This is a genomic window from Streptomyces sp. (assembly GCF_019510245.1).
Classification (GTDB): Bacteria; Actinomycetota; Actinomycetes; order Streptomycetales; family Streptomycetaceae; genus Streptomyces.
Genome location: NZ_JAEKKT010000087.1, coordinates 1 through 14,966, shown reverse-complemented (window position 1 = coordinate 14,966; position 14,966 = coordinate 1). Strand labels below are relative to the sequence as shown.

Sequence of the window (14,966 nt, the reverse complement as noted above, 5' to 3'; positions counted from 1 at the left end):
GTCGAGTACCACCATGAGCTGACAGGCGGCAATCACGGTGAGCGCGATGCCGGGGCGCCCCTGCCGGCGGGCCGCACCTGGTTTCTGGTCCGGTATCAGTTGAGAGGTTGTCACTATGGATCCCCCACGAAGGTGTTAGTGAACGGCGGCGTTCACTGTCGCGTCAACGGTAGTGAGTCCCCGGTAGAGAACGCAAGCGTTCACTTAATTGCGCGTCGCGTGCCGCGTCCCCCTTGCCGTCGCGCGCCGCGCCCTCCCGCTCCGGACTTCCCGCTTCCCCTCGCTCGCTGGAGAAACATCAGATGGTTACCTCGCGCTGGACCGCCGCCGCTCCCCAGGCGGCCTCCCCTCGTCGGCGCGGTGCGGTCCTCGAACGCGCGATCCTGGACGCCGCCTTGGAGCAGCTCAGTACCGTCGGCTGGAACGGCCTCACCATGGAGGGCGTCGCCGCCGGAGCCCAGACCGGGAAGGCGGCGGTCTACCGCCGCTGGCCCTCCAAGGAGGAACTGGTCGCCGATGCCCTGCAGGCCGGTCTGCCGCCTTTCGAGGAGGCCCCCGACCTGGGAAGTGTGCGTGAGGACCTGTTGGCCCTGTGCCGGCAGGCCCGGGACGCGATGTTCTCGCGCCCCGGCTTCGCACTGCGGTCGGTGATTCACGAATGCGATTCCCTGCAGGTCGAGCGGTTCCATGGCGTGATCTTCGACGGAGTCGTAGGACCGGCGATCCGGCTGATCGGTGACATCATCACCCGCGGTATTGAGCGGGGAGAGGTGCGCGCCGACGCGGCCAACGGCTATGTCATCGACGCCATTCCGGCGATGATGATGTACCGGAACAAGATTTCTGGAAGCGAATGGAACGACCAGGAGATCGAGGAGATGATCGACCGGTTCATGCTTCCGCTGCTGCTGTCGCGCGAGGCGTGAGCCGAGGCTCGGGCGGCCCCCGGCGCGGTCCGGGAGGCCGGGGTGTCGCTCGGGGATCGGTGCGGCGTACCCTAAGGTCGCCATGCCGTACGAACCGCCTACTCACACCGTCGAGCGCTCCCTTCGCGCCACGACCGGAGCCAAGGTCATTGCCGGTGTCGACGAGGTGGGGCGCGGCGCCTGGGCCGGGCCCGTCACCGTCTGTGCCGCGGTCACCGGTCTTCGCCGACCGCCCGAGGGCCTCACCGACTCCAAGCTGCTGACCGTCAAGCGGCGTACGGAACTTGCCGAGGCGCTGCGGGGCTGGGTCACGTCCTACGCCCTCGGGCACGCCTCGCCGGAGGAGATCGACGACCTCGGGATGACGGCCGCCCTGCGACTCGCGGCGGTCCGTGCCCTGGAGACCTTGCCGGTCCGTCCTGACGCGGTCATCCTCGACGGGAAGCACGACTACCTCGGTACCCCGTGGCGGGTGCGCACGGTCATCAAGGGTGACCGATCGTGCGTGGCCGTGGCCGCTGCCTCGGTGATCGCCAAAGTTCAGCGCGACAAAATGATGGCCGAACTGGGTATCGACCATGCAGACTTCGGATTTGCGGACAATGCCGGGTACCCGTCGCCCGTGCACAAGGCCGCACTGGAGGAGCGGGGCCCCACCCCGTACCACCGGTTGTCGTGGGCGTATCTTGATGCGCTGCCCCAGTGGCGGCACCTCAAGAAGGTCCGCAGCTGGGCGGAGGGAAGCGTTCCGGAGATCGAGGGTCAGCTCGGCTTCGATTTCTGACCTTCCGGTCGCACGGTTGTGCCACCCAGTTCACGTGACCTGCACCAACGTTTGATAAATATCAGCTCATGCCTCTCATTCCCGAGGAGCCTCAGATTCACGAGAGTGCCCAGGGTCCCCGCGCCACTCCGGCCAGTGGCCGTACCGCGCCGACCCCTCGTCCCGTACCCGGCCCGCGCCCCGCGGCTCCGTCGCGTCCCGGTCGTCCCGGCCCTCTGCGGCCCACGCCGCCGGTGCAGCGCACGCCGCGTGACGCGGCCAAGCCAGGCCAGTCCAGCCCGGCCGTCCCCGCCGCGGCAGCGGCGGCCCCGCAGATCCAGCTGATCCCGGCCTCGGTCGAGAGCGCTCTCGACGCGGCCGAGGAAGCAGTGGACCTGCTCCTCGAATCGGGTCGTGCCCCCGGCGACGTGCTGGTGATCACCACCGGCGCGCAGCATCCGTGGGCCGACCACGAGCTGTCCTTCGGCGAAGCCTCCTACTGGGCCCAGCACGACGCGGGCGACGACGTCTTCTACGCGGACGCCGCCGTCGCCTCCCGTGCCGGCACCCGCTCCGTGGTCGTCGTCGCGGTCAACGGCGGCCCCGACACCGTCGCCGCCACCGCTCTGCCCCTGGCTCTCTCCCGGGCCGGCGCCCTGCTGATCGTCTGCGGCGACCCGCAGCGCATCAACGCGGTGCTGGGCGCAGGCGTCTGAGCCGTCTCGGCGCCTCCGGGAACCCGGAGGTACCGAAGGATCCGCGGCGGTGACTCGCACAGTGGTGCCTTCGGCATGCCCAAAGGGCGGGCGGGGGCCGCTGCCCGTCGCGGCGTCGGCCGTTGGGCGGGCGGAGGATCCGGCAGCGCGGGCACCGGGCCGGATCCCTCGGGTGGCCCGACGTCCGACGGCGGGGTGGCGGGACGTCCGCTCCGGTGCGGAGCGCGGCATGACCGCCGGGCACCCGGCAGGGCGTCTTTCGGGTGCCGTGCCCGGCGGGGCGTGCCCGCCCGGTGCTCCCTCGCGGGGACCGGGGTTCAGCGGGCGGCCGCGCGGCGCAGCACCTCGGAGGCGCCGCCGCCGGTACGCGGCGGCAGCGGCGGGGCCTCGGACAGGGCGAAGGGTTCGGGAGGCGAGTCGGCGTTGGGGCGCCGCCCTCCGCGACCCTCGCCGAGCACCTGCCAGCCGTCGTGGGTCAGCGTGATGTACGCCCCGCAGCGCAGCCCGTGCAGGGTGCACGCGTCCCGCAGCCCCCACATCCAGGCACCGTCCTCCTCAGTCCAACGCGCGTCCCCCTCGCGGCAGTAGAGCAGTACGGCGGTCCGCACCGGGGTGCGGCGGCGCAGGTCGTGCGGGATGACCCGGCGCAACTGGTCCAGCAGCGTGTTGCGGAACATCCAGCCGTCGGCCGGGGCCGCGCGCCGACCGAAGGAGGCGCTGGCACACAGCCGTTCCTCCGGATCGAGGACGGCGACGACCGCGATGCCCGGACGCGGGCGATGCCGGGCGTGCAGACCGTTGACGACTTCGCGGGGGTTGCGCAGCAGCGGTATTCCGGCGTCGGCCCACTCCGCGGGCTCGAGCAGACGGCTGGCGGACGCGGCGGACGCGGACGTCGACAATGATGCCGCCGAGGACGGAGCGAATCCGAAGGTCACGTTCCTCCCTTCGGCTACGCGCCCACACTGCGGGCGAGATCGGATTCGGGGCCGCGCGCACCGCAGCAAAAGCCCAACCGGATCACGGGCGAGCCGTGCGGGGAGCGGACCTCAATTCTTGCTGTCGAACTTGGATGCGGCAACGAGCAAATGGGGCCACCGACTGTTATCTGGTGGTGCGTGGCTTATATCCCTACCCGATGAAGTGTCCGCCGACCCCTGGGTCGTTCGAGCGCGGCACGTTCGTGCGTCGCACCCGGCACCGTGTTCGAACAGCAGCGTGCCGGTCAGCCGGTCAGCCCTGAACGGCGAGGACCAGCGGCAACACCCCCCGCGCCCCGGACCTGCGGAGCATGCGCGCCGCCACCGCCAGGGTCCACCCGGTCTCGGTGAAGTCGTCCACCAGCAGGACCGGTCCCGGGTTTTCGGCGAGGGCGGCGGCGAGGCCGGGCGGCACGGTCAGCGCACCGTCGAGGGCCTTCAGCCGCTGGGCACTGTTGCTGCGCGAGACCCGGGACGCCTCGCCCGCGTACTCGACGGACCCCAGCAGGGGCAGCCTGCCGACCTCCGCGATGCGCGCGCCGAGGGAGTGGACCAGCCGAGGCCTGGAACGCGAGGCGACGGTGACGACACCCACGGGGCGCGGCTGTGGGTCGGCCGCGCCCGGAGCCCAGCCGCCGGGTCCCTTGGCCCAGTCGGCCAGCACGTCCACCACGGCACGGGTGACATCGTCCGGTACGGGCGTGTCCGGGGCCTGCGGCACGAGCAGCGGTCGCAGCCGATTGCCCCAGCCGATGTCCGACAACCGTCCCAAGGCCCGTCCCGCCGACGCCTGTTCACCGGCCGGAATGCGCCCCTTGAGATCGATGCCGATCGCCGGCAATCCGGTCGGCCACATCCGGCGGGGCTCCACTTCGACGCCCGCGCGGCCCAGGTCGATCCGCGCGGCGTCCAGCGCGGCCGAGGTGGTGTGGGCCGTGAAGCGGGGATGCGCGCAGTTGTCGCAGCGGCCACAGGGCTTCGCGGCCTCGTCGTCGAGCTGGCGCTGCAGAAACTCCATCCGGCAGTCCTGCGTGGCCGCGTACTCGCGCATCGCCTGCTGCTCGGTCTCGCGCTGTCTGGCCACCCAGGCGTACCGGTCGGCGTCGTAGGTCCACGGCTGCCCGGTCGCGACCCAGCCGCCCTTGACCCGCCTGACCGCGCCGTCCACGTCGAGGACCTTCAGCATGGACTCCAGCCGGGAGCGGCGGAGCTCCACCAGCGGCTCCAGGGCGGGCAGCGACACGGGGCCGCCGGCCCGGGAGAGGACGTCCAGGGTGCGGCGCACCAGGTCCTCCGAAGGGAAGGCGAGCGAGGCGAAGTAGTCCCAGATCGCCTCGTCCTCCCGGCCCGGCAGCAGCAGCACCTCGGCGTGCTCGACGCCGCGGCCCGCACGGCCCACCTGCTGGTAGTAGGCGATGGGGGAGGAGGGCGAGCCGAGGTGCACCACGAACCCGAGGTCGGGCTTGTCGAAGCCCATGCCGAGTGCCGAGGTGGCGATCAGCGCCTTGACCCGGTTGCCGAGCAGGTCGTCCTCGGCCTGCTGCCGGTCGGCGTTCTCCGTCTTGCCCGTGTACGACGCCACGGGATGCCCGCGCTGCCGGAGGAACGCGGTGACCTCCTCGGCAGCGGCCACGGTGAGGGTGTAGACGATGCCGGACCCCGGCAGTTCGTCCAGGTGGTCCGCGAGCCAGGCCATCCGGTGCGCGGCGTCCGGCAGCCGCAGCACGTTCAGGCTGAGGCTCTCCCGGTCCAGCGGCCCGCGCAGCACCAGCGCGTCCGAGGTGCCGCCGGTGCCGAGCTGCTCGGCCACGTCGGCGGTCACGCGCGCGTTGGCCGTGGCGGTGGTCGCCAGCACCGGCACGCCCGGCGGCAGGTCGGCCAGCATGGTGCGCAGCCGCCGGTAGTCGGGCCGGAAGTCGTGGCCCCAGTCGGAGATGCAGTGGGCCTCGTCGACCACGAGCAGTCCGGTCGCCGCGGCGAGTCTGGGCAGGACCTGGTCGCGGAAGTCGGGGTTGTTGAGCCGTTCCGGGGACACGAGGAGGACATCGACCTCGCCGGCCGCGATTTCTGCCTGGATCGACTCCCACTCCTCCGTGTTTGAGGAGTTGATGGTGCGGGCGTGGATGCCGGCCCGGGCCGCGGCCTCCACCTGGTTGCGCATGAGCGCGAGCAGCGGTGAGACGATCACCGTCGGGCCACCGCCCGAGGCACGAAGCAGCGAGGTCGCCACGAAGTACACCGCGGACTTGCCCCAGCCCGTGCGCTGGACGACCAGGGCCCGGCGCCGGTCCGCGACCAGCGCCTCGATCGCCCGCCACTGGTCCTCGCGCAGCCGGGCGGCGCCCGTGTCGTCCCCGACGAGACGGGCGAGGACGGCGTCCGCCCGGGTCCGCAGTTCCGTGTTGCTCGTGTGCTCCATGCGTCCCATACAACAGGACGGGACCGACAGCGGGGCGAGCCTGTGGATACCGGAGACGGCTTTGTCGTGTCCCTGATTCGACTTGTCCACAGGCCCAACCGGAATCGCGAGATCCGGGAGATCGTCTGGGCATGACGAATCACAGCGAAACCACCGGACCCTCCGAAAACGCCGACATCACCCGAGGCGCAGGCCCCCTCGGACCGTCCGCCCACGACACCCAGGTCACCCTGCGCACCCCGGCCGAACTGGCCGACGCGCTGCCCTACCTGCTCGGGTACCGCCCCGAGGACAGCATGGTGCTGGTGGCCCTCCACGACCGCGCAGGCCGCGGCCGCTTCGGCGGACGCGCCCGGCTCGGCATCCCCGCCAACGAGGACGACTGGGAGTCGGCCGCACGCCAGCTCGCACAGGGACTGGTGACCGGCGGCGAGCGCCGGGGAGCCCGGCCCGAGCAGATGGTCGCCTACGTCTGCCAGGAACCCGCGCCCGGCGAATCGGGCCAGGACGTGATGCACCGGCTCGCGCCACTGACCCAGCTGCTGCGTGTCGAGTGCGGTCGGCTCGACGTGCCCGTCATCGAGGCACTGTGCGTCTCGGACGGCCGCTTCTGGTCGTACTGCTGCCCGACCGAGGCGTGCTGTCCGCCCGACGGCTCTCCCATGGGTCTGCCCGGCACCTCCGTGCTCGCGGCCGCCGCCACCTACGCCGGGATCCAGGTGCGCGGCAGCCTGCGCGAGCTGCGGGCCAGGCTGCTCCCCTGGGAGTCCGGCGCCGTGCTGGAGCAGGAGATCGCCCTGGACGGCGCGGGCATGGCCCTGGTGCCCCGGATCCTCGACGACGCGTTCCGCGCGGAGGTGGCCGAGGAAACCCTCGCCCTCGCCGAACGGATCATCGACCGGTACGCCGCCGCGACCCCCGTCTCCGGTACCCACCAGGCGGACGTCCGCGACGACACCCTGCTCTCCCACGACGAGGCCGCGACGCTGATTCTCGGATTGCAGGACCGCACGACCCGCGACCGGGCGGCCGCCTGGATGGAGGGCGAAGCGGCGGGACCGGCCCTGCGGCTGTGGCGAGCCCTGGCCCGCCGCTGCGTCGGCCCCTACGGCGAACACGCCGCCGCTCCCCTCACGCTGGCGGGCTGGGTGGCCTGGTCGGCCGGTGACGACCTGGAGGCAAGGGAGGCCTTCGCGATGGCCCTGGGCGCGGACCCCGACTACCTCTTCGCCAAGCTGCTCCACCAGGCGTGCAACGAGGGCCTGGATCCGGAGTCGATCCGCCGCTGCCTGCGGTCGGGACGAACGGACCGCACGGAACGGATCGAACTCACGGACCGCATCGGACACGTGCGGGCGGACGGGACGGCAGCAGCCGGTGAAGCCGGTCCGCCGCACCACGGTGGCGACGACCCGCCGGCCGCCGCTTCCGGCTCCCGCCGTGGCCGTCCCCCGGGTACCGGAGACACCACCGACGACCGACGGCCGCGGCCGGCCGGAACCCGGCCGCGACAGGTCCGTTCGGGGCACACCCGCCCCGCCGCCAGGCCGGGCCGCACGCGTACGCGTGCGGCGGAGACGGCAGGGCGGAGTGAGACAGGCGGTGGACGAGCCGCGCAGGAGGGCAGGCGAACCGGGACCGGCCGCGACGAGGGAGATGAATGAACGGAGGCGGCCGTGGGCGGCAGCCGGCCGGACCTGGGCCGGTGACGCCGCCCGCTGGGCCCGGAGCCTCGTGGGAAGGGCGCGGCACCGCGACCACCCGCTCTCCGCCGGGCACCGCACCGGCCTGCCGCACCAGGGCGTTCGCGGTCACAGGCGCAGGCCGGCCGGTTCGAACGACGCGGCACCGCGCCGGCATCCGATCGGCTTCGGCAGGCGCGTGCGTGACCAGGAGGAGTCCGTCTCCGTTCACCTGAGTGGCGGAACGCCTGGATGGGCCGTGCCGCCGTCCGTCCCTCCGGAGCCCTCCGCCCGGCGCCCGGTACACCACGGGCGCACAGCGCACGGAAGAAGCCTGCCGATGCATCAGCCGACTCCGCCCATCACCACCGCCGACAACCGTCTCCTGCGGGACGGGCCGCCCTGGCCGCCGTCGGCGGAAGGCCTCCTCGGCCACGCTCAGCCGCGCGGGCGCGCACCCCGGCCCAATCCCGCCCCACCGGCTTCCCCGGCCCCGGGGCGCGCCGCCGGGCTGCCGCCCACGCACGCCGCCCTGATCTGCGTCGCGCTGCCCGGCCTCGCCATCTCCACAGATCAGGGCCAGTTGACCGGCCAGGGGCTGGAGGGGTTCTACCGCGCGGGCCGCAGGCTGCTCGCGCGCTGCCAGATCCGTGTCGCGGGCCGCGAACCGCTCGCCTTGCAGGCCCGCATGACAGGGGCGGACTCCGCCCGTTTCGTCGGCACGCTCCGGGCCTCCCCGGCGGCGGGACCGGATCCGGACGTCGTCGTGGAACGGATCCGGCATGCCGACGGCACGGAGCGCATCACCTTGCGCAACTGCGCACCCCATCCCCTGCGCCTGCCTCTGGAGGCGGCCCTGGGCACGGACCTGGCCGACCTGGGCGCCATCGCCTCCGGCGCACCCGGAGCCGAACTCCCGGCCGGCGTCCACGACTCCGGCCTCCGCTGGACGACCCCCACCGGCAACGTATCGGTCACGGCGGACCCGCCACCGTCCGACGCGGTGGCCTCGGCGGGACTGCTGCGCTGGGAGTTCGAGCTGCCGCCGGGCGGAACGGCGAGCGTGGAGCTGCGGGTGCGCCCGGACGGCACCAGCCCCCCGCGCGCCGTGGGACGCGCCGCGACCAGCCCGCTGGCACCGGCCAGAGCCACCGGCGACGATCCGAGGGCCGCGGTCCTGCTGAGGGCGAGCATCGACGACCTCCAGGCGTTGCTGCTCCGCGACCCCGCGCATCCCTCCGACTGCTATCTCGCCGCCGGGGCGCCGTGGCGGTGTGGTCTGGCCCCGGCCGAGGCACTCGCCGCAGCCCGGATGACCCTGCCCCTCGGTACCCGGCTCGCCGCCGGGACACTGCGCACCCTGGCCCGCACCCAACTCCGCGGCCCGGGACCGCGGACCGGCATGATCCCCGGCCCGCGCCGCGACGCCGGACCACACCTGCCACCGGGCTGCACGGGGACGGAGGCCACCCTGCTCTTCCCCGCCCTGCTCTCGGAGGCCCGCCGCTGGGGACTGCCGGAACAGGAGACACGGGAACTGCTGCCCGCCGCCGAGCGCTGCCTGGCCTGGCTGCGCACCACCGTGGGCGACCAGACCTACCTCTGCGACCCGCAGCCCGGCGGCCCCACGCGTGGCGAGACCCAGGCCCACGCCCACCGTGCCGCCCTGCTCGGCGCCGACCTCCTCGACGCCTTCGACCGGCCCGGGAGCACCGGGCTGCGGCAGTGGGCCGCGGAGCTGAGGAAGGCGTTCCGGGCGGACTTCTGGGTCGAGGACCGGGGCGGCGGCCGTCCCGCGGCGGCCCTGACCCCGGACGGCCGGCCCCTGACCCACCTCGGCTCCACCGCCGTGCACCTGCTCGACACCGGCCTGCTCGGTGCGGGCGAGCTGGCCGTCGGCCTGCTCGACAAGGTGCAGACCGAGCAGCTCGCCCGGCTGCTCGGCGGACCGGCCATGGACTCGGGGTGGGGGCTGCGTGGCCTCGGAGCCAAGGAGGCGGGCCACAGCCCGTTCGGACACCGGTCCGGCGCCGTCAGGGTCCATGAGACGGCACTGGCCGTCGCCGGGCTGGCCGCCGCGGGCTACGAGAAGGAGGCGGGCGGGCTGCTGCGCGGCCTGCTGGCGGCGGCCGAGCACTTCGGCCACCGGCTGCCGGAGATGTTCGCCGGAGAGCAGTGCTGCGAGGGGAGTGCTCCCCTTCCACACCCCGCAGCCTGCCGCCCGGCGGCCACGGCCGCCGCTGCCGGGGTCCTGCTGCTCACCACGCTCGCAGGCATCCGGCCCGACGCCCCGGCAGGCACCGTCACCCTCCGCCCGGCCCACAGCGCGCCCCTGGGTGAACTCGGCCTGTCCGGGTTGCGGGTGGCCGGCGCGCCCTTCTCGGTGCGGGTCAGCCGGCTCGGCCTGGCGATGGTCGAGGAGGCCGCGGTCGGCCTGCAGCTGGGGGCGTGAGCTCCTGCCGGGAGCGGCGAGCCTTTACGGGGCACGGCCGCGGCGAACGGACGGCCGAGGCGGGAACGCGTCCCGGACCGAACCGGAGGGCGTACGCCGGAGCGAAGTGGATCAGCCGTCGGAGTGCGTAGCGAAGGGAGTGTTTATCGTCAGGCAGACGACTATGATCACCGCATGCCCTACGACCCGTCAGCCTTTCCGCCGTTCGCCGTCACCGTGGACCTGGTCGTGCTGACCGTGCGCCGACACGCCCTGTGCGCGTTGGCGGTACGCAGAGGCGAGTCGCCGTTCCAGGGGCGCTGGGCGCTGCCGGGCGGCTTCGTGCGGGCCGACGAGGACCTTTCGCAGGCGGCGGCGCGGGAACTCGCGGAGGAGACCGGGCTGCGGGCCCACGACCCCGACGCCCCCGCTCAGGAGGGCGGAGCCCACCTGGAACAGCTGGCGACCTATGGCGACCCCAAGCGCGACCCCCGGATGCGTGTGGTCAGCGTCGCCCACCTCGCCCTCGCCCCCGACCTGCCGGCACCGCGCGCGGGCGGCGACGCCAGCAACGCGCGCTGGGCACCGGTGGAGGAACTGCTCGCGCAGGGCGGTTACGGCCGGGACGGCGAGCCCGTCGCGCCGCTCGCCTTCGACCACGCCCAGATTCTGTCCGACGGGGTGGAACGGGCCAGGTCCAAGATCGAGTACTCGTCCCTGGCCACCGCGTTCTGCCCGCCGGAGTTCACGGTCGGCGAGCTGCGCCGGGTCTACGAGGCGGTGTGGGGGGTGGCGCTCGACCCGCGCAACTTCCACCGCAAGGTCACCGGAACCCCCGGCTTCCTCGTCCCCACCGGCGGTACGACCACCCGCCAGGGCGGACGCCCGGCCCAGCTTTTCCGGGCCGGCGGGGCCACTCTGCTCAACCCGCCGATGCTCCGGCCCGAGGTCTGACCGTCCGACAGCGCGAACTCGGCGGGGTTAAAACCTTCTATACCCGGAAAAACGGTCATTCCGCGCTATCTTCCCTAAGGTGATCCAGGCCTTCGGACTGACCAGCAACCCCCGTAAGGCGCACCCGCCCGCCGTCGACGACGTGACCTTCGAAGCGGGCGCGGGCCGCGTCACCGCACTCCTGGGCGAGGCGGGCGCGGGCAAGACCACGACGCTCAGACTGATGCTCGAACTGCAACAGGGCCGCGGCCTCACCTACTTCAGAGGCCGTCCCCTGCACCGCATCGCCCACCCCTCACGTGAGGTCGGCGTGCTGCTCGGCGACGTCCCCGGTCATCCGTCTCGCTCCGTCCGCGGGCATCTGCGCATGCTGTGCGCGGCGGCCGGGGTACCGGCCCGGCGCGCCGACGAAGTGCTCGAAGCGGTCGGGCTCGTCAGTCTGCGCGAGGAGCGCCTGGGCACGCTGTCGCACGGCGTGGACCGCCGACTCGGCCTGGCCTGCGCCCTCCTGGCCGACCCGCACACGCTCGTCCTGGACGAACCCGCGAACGGCCTCCCCACCCGTGAGGCCCACTGGCTGCACCGCATGCTCCGGGCGCACGCGGCGCAGGGCGGCACGGTTCTGTTCACCACCGCCGACCCCAAGGAGGCAGCTCGCGACGCCGACCGGGTCGTCACCCTGGAGGCCGGCAGGGTCGTCGCGGACCAGGAGGCCGGCGAGTTCGCCCGCACCAGGCTCCGCCCGCGCGTGGCCGTCCGCAGCCCCCATGCCGCCCGGCTCGCCGCCGCTCTCAGCAAGGAGGCCCGCGCCGCCCACCGCTCGGTGGAAGTCGTCCGGGAAGACGGCAACCGCCTCTCCGTGTACGGGAGTTCCACCGCCGAGGTCGGCGAGACCGCCTTCCGACACGGCATCCTGGTCCACCAACTCGCCGACGAGACCGGTGACATGGGGCCGGGCGCCGGAGGCGGGCCGTCGACGGAGGAGGCGTGGGGGACGGGAACCGTGCCGGAGGCGGTGCGGCAGGAGCCGGACCACGGCGAACCGGACACGGCCGAGGAGAGGTGGCCGGGGCGCGAACGGCGCTGTGCCGAGAGCGCGGGGGAGCAGGCTGCGGTGGACGGTGCCCGGCAGGCGTATCCGCAGCGGTTCGAGGAGGTGTCCGCCGCCGGGCGGCCGGACGCACCGCCCGCAGACCGGCGCGGGGACGCGGACGTGCTCGCGGATCGGTGCGGGGACGCGGACGTGCTCGCGGATCGACGCGGCGACGCGGACACGCTCGCGGATCGGCGCAGGGAGGCGGACACGCTCGCGGTCGCACCGCAGCCGAGGGCGGAGTTGGGCGGCCCGCAGCCCGCGGCCGCCCCGGGCCTCGCGCAGCAGTCGCGCACGACCGACCAGGAGCCGGGCCGGAGCCGGACGACGGCCGTCACGGAACCCGGCGACACGGCTGGACCCCAGCCCCACCCCACCGGCGCAGGCCGCACCGACCACCCGGCCGTCACGTCTGCGCCTGCGAGCCCGGACACGGAGCGCTCCCCCCGCATGCGTCCCCCCGCCGAGTGGCCCGCTCCCGCAGCGGCCCAGTCGTCGACCGCCCCCGCGCCCGCCAGGCCGTCGGCCCCCCTCGGCTCTGCCGAGCCCGCCGGTCACGCAGGGTCCACCAGGACGGCGCCCGCCGTCCCCGCGCAGCCGCCGGCGGCCACTTCCGGTCAGTCGTCGAGCCGCCCCTTGTCCGTCCAAGCCCCGGCAGCCCAGCAGTCGGCCCACGCCGCGTCTGCCACAGCGCAGCCGGTGCCCAGCGCGGTATCCGCCGACGCTCCCGAGGCCCAGCCTTCGGCGGACGCCGTATCCGTCGAAGCCGTCGGCGGCGAGTCCGCGATCCGCGCTGCCTCCACGGACGCTCCCGCGGCCTGGCCCTCCACCCACTCGGAAGCCGCCGAAACCACCGCCGCCGAAGTGCCCGCCGTGCAGGCCCAGCCGGAGCCGGAACTCCGCAAGGCCGCTCGGACAGCCGGCGCGAAGCCCGCCCCGGCGCCGGTCCGCCCCGCACGCCGGGACGGAGCCGCCGGGGAACCGGACCCGCTCTCCCCGCTTCCGCCCCCCATCTCCGTCCGCCTCGCCCCCAGCCCCCTCCGCCCCCTGCGCTACGAACTCCGCCGGGCCGCCGGGATCGGCACCGGTTTCCTCACCTGCGGTGCCGTACTGCTGGTGTCCGCCCTCACCGCCCTGCTGCTGGCCCGGGTGGGACACACCCCGCAGGCCCGGCTGTTCGCGGCCTGGCCGCGGGAGCTGCCGCTGCCCCCGGCGGCGCTCGGCGCGGGACTGCTCGGGGCACTGGCCTTCGGAGACGAGTTCCGCCACCCCGCGCTGGCGTCGGACCGCGGCACCGTGCCGCGCCGGCTGGGGCTGCTCACCGCGAAACTGCTGGTCTCCGGGGCGACCGCGGTACTGCTCTCGTTCCTCACCCTGGGCTGTGACGCCGAAGTGCTCTACCTCGTCTACGGCCGGGAGCTCGCACGGGTTCCCACCGACTGGATCTCACTGACCGCGAGTTGGTTCGCACTGATCGTCGGCTGTGCCTGGGCGGGCGTCCTGGCTGCCGGTGTCTTCCGGTCCACCACGGCCGGTCTCGCCGCCGTGCTCGCCGTACCGGTGCTCGTCGTGCCCGTAGTACACCGGGCTGTACAGGGCGCGGGGGTGCGGATGGCCGCCGGACTCCCCATGCGGATGCGGGAGATGTTCCTGCTGAAGTGGCCCTTCGGGGGCGAGCGCTACCTGGTCGGTGCGGTCCGGGTGGTGGCCCAACCGGTGGGCGGCGCACTGGCGTTGTCGCTGGTGGCGCTGGTCGGCGCCTACCTGTTCAGCACGCTGCGGACAAGGGCCCGATGACCGCGGACCGGGCGCTTGCGATCCCACCGTGCGCACAACTCCCCGCAGAACGGCCATTTCTTTCCGATAAGGCGTCAATTGCGATGGGGTGAGCGATCACCCTTTCGTGTGCTTTTCACCAAAGACCTCAAGGGAGTTGGAGGCAACGCCGACAAAGGATCCGTGAGTACCCTTGCGCACACCATGATGACCGCCGCCCGCTCCGCAGACTCTGGTCTGGTCGGCCCGGGCGAACTCGACCGCTATCCCTATGCGGAGGTCCCCGTCACCGATCGGGTCGGCACGCCCGCCTGGGAGGGCGCGGATCCGGAGCTGGGCCGTGTGGGCCGGCGCGCCGCGGGCAGCCGCGGCCGCGGACTGCACGGTCAACTCGTCCAACAGCTGGGTCAGATGATCGTCTCCGGCGACCTGGGCGCGGACCGTCCCCTGGTCCCCGAGGAGATCGGCCAGCGTTTCGAGGTCTCCCGCACCGTCGTCCGTGAGTCCCTCCGGGTCCTGGAGGCCAAGGGTCTGGTCAGCGCCCGCCCGAACGTCGGCACGCGGGTGCGTCCCGTCAGTGACTGGAACCTCCTCCACCCGGACATCATCGAGTGGCGGGCCTTCGGGCCGCAGCGCGACGACCAGCGCCGCGAGCTCAGTGAGCTGCGCTGGACGATCGAGCCGCTCGCCGCCCGCCTCGCCGCCGGGCACGGCCGCGAGGACGTCCAACAGCGGCTGTGCGACATGGTCGAGATCATGAGCCACGCCATGGCGCAGGGCGACGCGCTGACCTTCTCGCGGGCCGACGCCGAGTTCCACTCGCTGCTCATCCAGATGGCGGGCAACCGCATGCTGGAACACCTGTCCGGCATCGTGTCGTCGGCCCTCCAGGTGTCCGGCGGGCCGGTCGCCGGCTGCGAGCGGCCGAACGAGACGTCCCTGGCCCAGCACGCGCGGATCGTCGACGCGCTCGGCACCGGCGACGGCACCGCGGCCGAGTCCGCGATGCGTCAGCTGCTGACCGTCCACCCCGAGGTGGAGCGCGTGGTGCCCGCCCCGCGCGAGCACTGACCCGCGTCGAGAACGGTGGGCTCGGTCAGTGCCGCGTTCTCGGGGCGCCGTCGGTCCGGGAACCCGTTTCCGCCGGCCGCCGCCGGACCCCGCCGGATCCCTCAGGGCTCCGGCGGGGTCCGGCGGTGCGGCGGGGTCCGGCGCGCGGAGACCGG

General features: G+C 73.6%; 10 protein-coding genes. 8 read left to right on the top strand and 2 right to left on the bottom strand.

The window, feature by feature from the left end; genetic code table 11:
• Nucleotides 1-302 precede the first annotated feature (302 nt).
• From JF597_RS05110 to JF597_RS05100, 3 genes are all read left to right on the top strand, one after another.
• Nucleotides 303-926 carry a TetR/AcrR family transcriptional regulator gene (locus JF597_RS05110; protein WP_293989594.1) on the top strand — a complete coding sequence of 208 codons (624 nt, stop codon included), beginning with the start codon at nt 303-305 and terminating at the stop codon, nt 924-926.
• A gap of 82 nt (nt 927-1,008) precedes the next feature.
• Nucleotides 1,009-1,710, top strand: coding sequence for a ribonuclease HII (locus JF597_RS05105; RefSeq protein WP_293989591.1), 702 nt, complete (start codon nt 1,009-1,011; stop codon nt 1,708-1,710).
• A gap of 68 nt (nt 1,711-1,778) precedes the next feature.
• Nucleotides 1,779-2,405 carry a hypothetical protein gene (locus JF597_RS05100; protein ID WP_293989589.1) on the top strand — a complete coding sequence of 209 codons (627 nt, stop codon included), beginning with the start codon at nt 1,779-1,781 and terminating at the stop codon, nt 2,403-2,405.
• 317 nt (nt 2,406-2,722) lie between these two features.
• Here the strand turns inward: JF597_RS05100 and JF597_RS05095 are convergent, their stop codons facing one another.
• Complete coding sequence (locus JF597_RS05095) at nt 2,723-3,343, bottom strand: hypothetical protein (protein ID WP_293989586.1); 621 nt, start codon at nt 3,341-3,343, stop codon at nt 2,723-2,725.
• Nucleotides 3,344-3,638: 295 nt separating this feature from the next.
• The gene (locus JF597_RS05090; protein WP_293989583.1) at nt 3,639-5,804 is read right to left on the bottom strand and encodes a RecQ family ATP-dependent DNA helicase; all 2,166 of its coding nucleotides are present in this window, start codon (nt 5,802-5,804) and stop codon (nt 3,639-3,641) included.
• A gap of 131 nt (nt 5,805-5,935) precedes the next feature.
• Here JF597_RS05090 and JF597_RS05085 point away from each other — a divergent pair, with 131 nt between their 5' ends.
• The 5 genes from JF597_RS05085 to JF597_RS05065 all read left to right on the top strand — a co-directional run bounded on the left by JF597_RS05085 (nt 5,936) and on the right by JF597_RS05065 (nt 14,811).
• Complete coding sequence (locus tag JF597_RS05085) at nt 5,936-7,468, top strand: DUF4192 domain-containing protein (RefSeq protein WP_293989581.1); 1,533 nt, start codon at nt 5,936-5,938, stop codon at nt 7,466-7,468.
• A gap of 358 nt (nt 7,469-7,826) precedes the next feature.
• Complete coding sequence (locus JF597_RS05080) at nt 7,827-9,938, top strand: glycogen debranching N-terminal domain-containing protein (RefSeq protein WP_293989578.1); 2,112 nt, start codon at nt 7,827-7,829, stop codon at nt 9,936-9,938.
• A 174-nt stretch (nt 9,939-10,112) separates the two neighbouring features.
• On the top strand, nt 10,113-10,871 hold the full coding sequence (locus JF597_RS05075; RefSeq protein WP_093498678.1) for an NUDIX domain-containing protein: 759 nt from the start codon (nt 10,113-10,115) through the stop codon (nt 10,869-10,871).
• A gap of 79 nt (nt 10,872-10,950) precedes the next feature.
• Nucleotides 10,951-13,761, top strand: a complete 2,811-nt coding sequence (locus tag JF597_RS05070; protein WP_293989573.1) for an ATP-binding cassette domain-containing protein — start codon at nt 10,951-10,953, stop codon at nt 13,759-13,761.
• A 162-nt stretch (nt 13,762-13,923) separates the two neighbouring features.
• Complete coding sequence (locus JF597_RS05065; protein ID WP_293989570.1) at nt 13,924-14,811, top strand: FadR/GntR family transcriptional regulator; 888 nt, start codon at nt 13,924-13,926, stop codon at nt 14,809-14,811.
• The last annotated feature ends 155 nt before the right edge of the window (nt 14,812-14,966 follow it).

Coding starts and splice junctions, on each gene's coding strand:
- JF597_RS05080 (WP_293989578.1), top strand. CDS start 7,827: ATGCATCAGCCGACTCCGCCCATCACCACCGCCGACAACCGTCTCCTG.
- JF597_RS05090 (WP_293989583.1), bottom strand. CDS start 5,804: ATGGAGCACACGAGCAACACGGAACTGCGGACCCGGGCGGACGCCGTC.
- JF597_RS05110 (WP_293989594.1), top strand. CDS start 303: ATGGTTACCTCGCGCTGGACCGCCGCCGCTCCCCAGGCGGCCTCCCCT.
- JF597_RS05100 (WP_293989589.1), top strand. CDS start 1,779: ATGCCTCTCATTCCCGAGGAGCCTCAGATTCACGAGAGTGCCCAGGGT.
- JF597_RS05085 (WP_293989581.1), top strand. CDS start 5,936: ATGACGAATCACAGCGAAACCACCGGACCCTCCGAAAACGCCGACATC.
- JF597_RS05075 (WP_093498678.1), top strand. CDS start 10,113: ATGCCCTACGACCCGTCAGCCTTTCCGCCGTTCGCCGTCACCGTGGAC.
- JF597_RS05105 (WP_293989591.1), top strand. CDS start 1,009: ATGCCGTACGAACCGCCTACTCACACCGTCGAGCGCTCCCTTCGCGCC.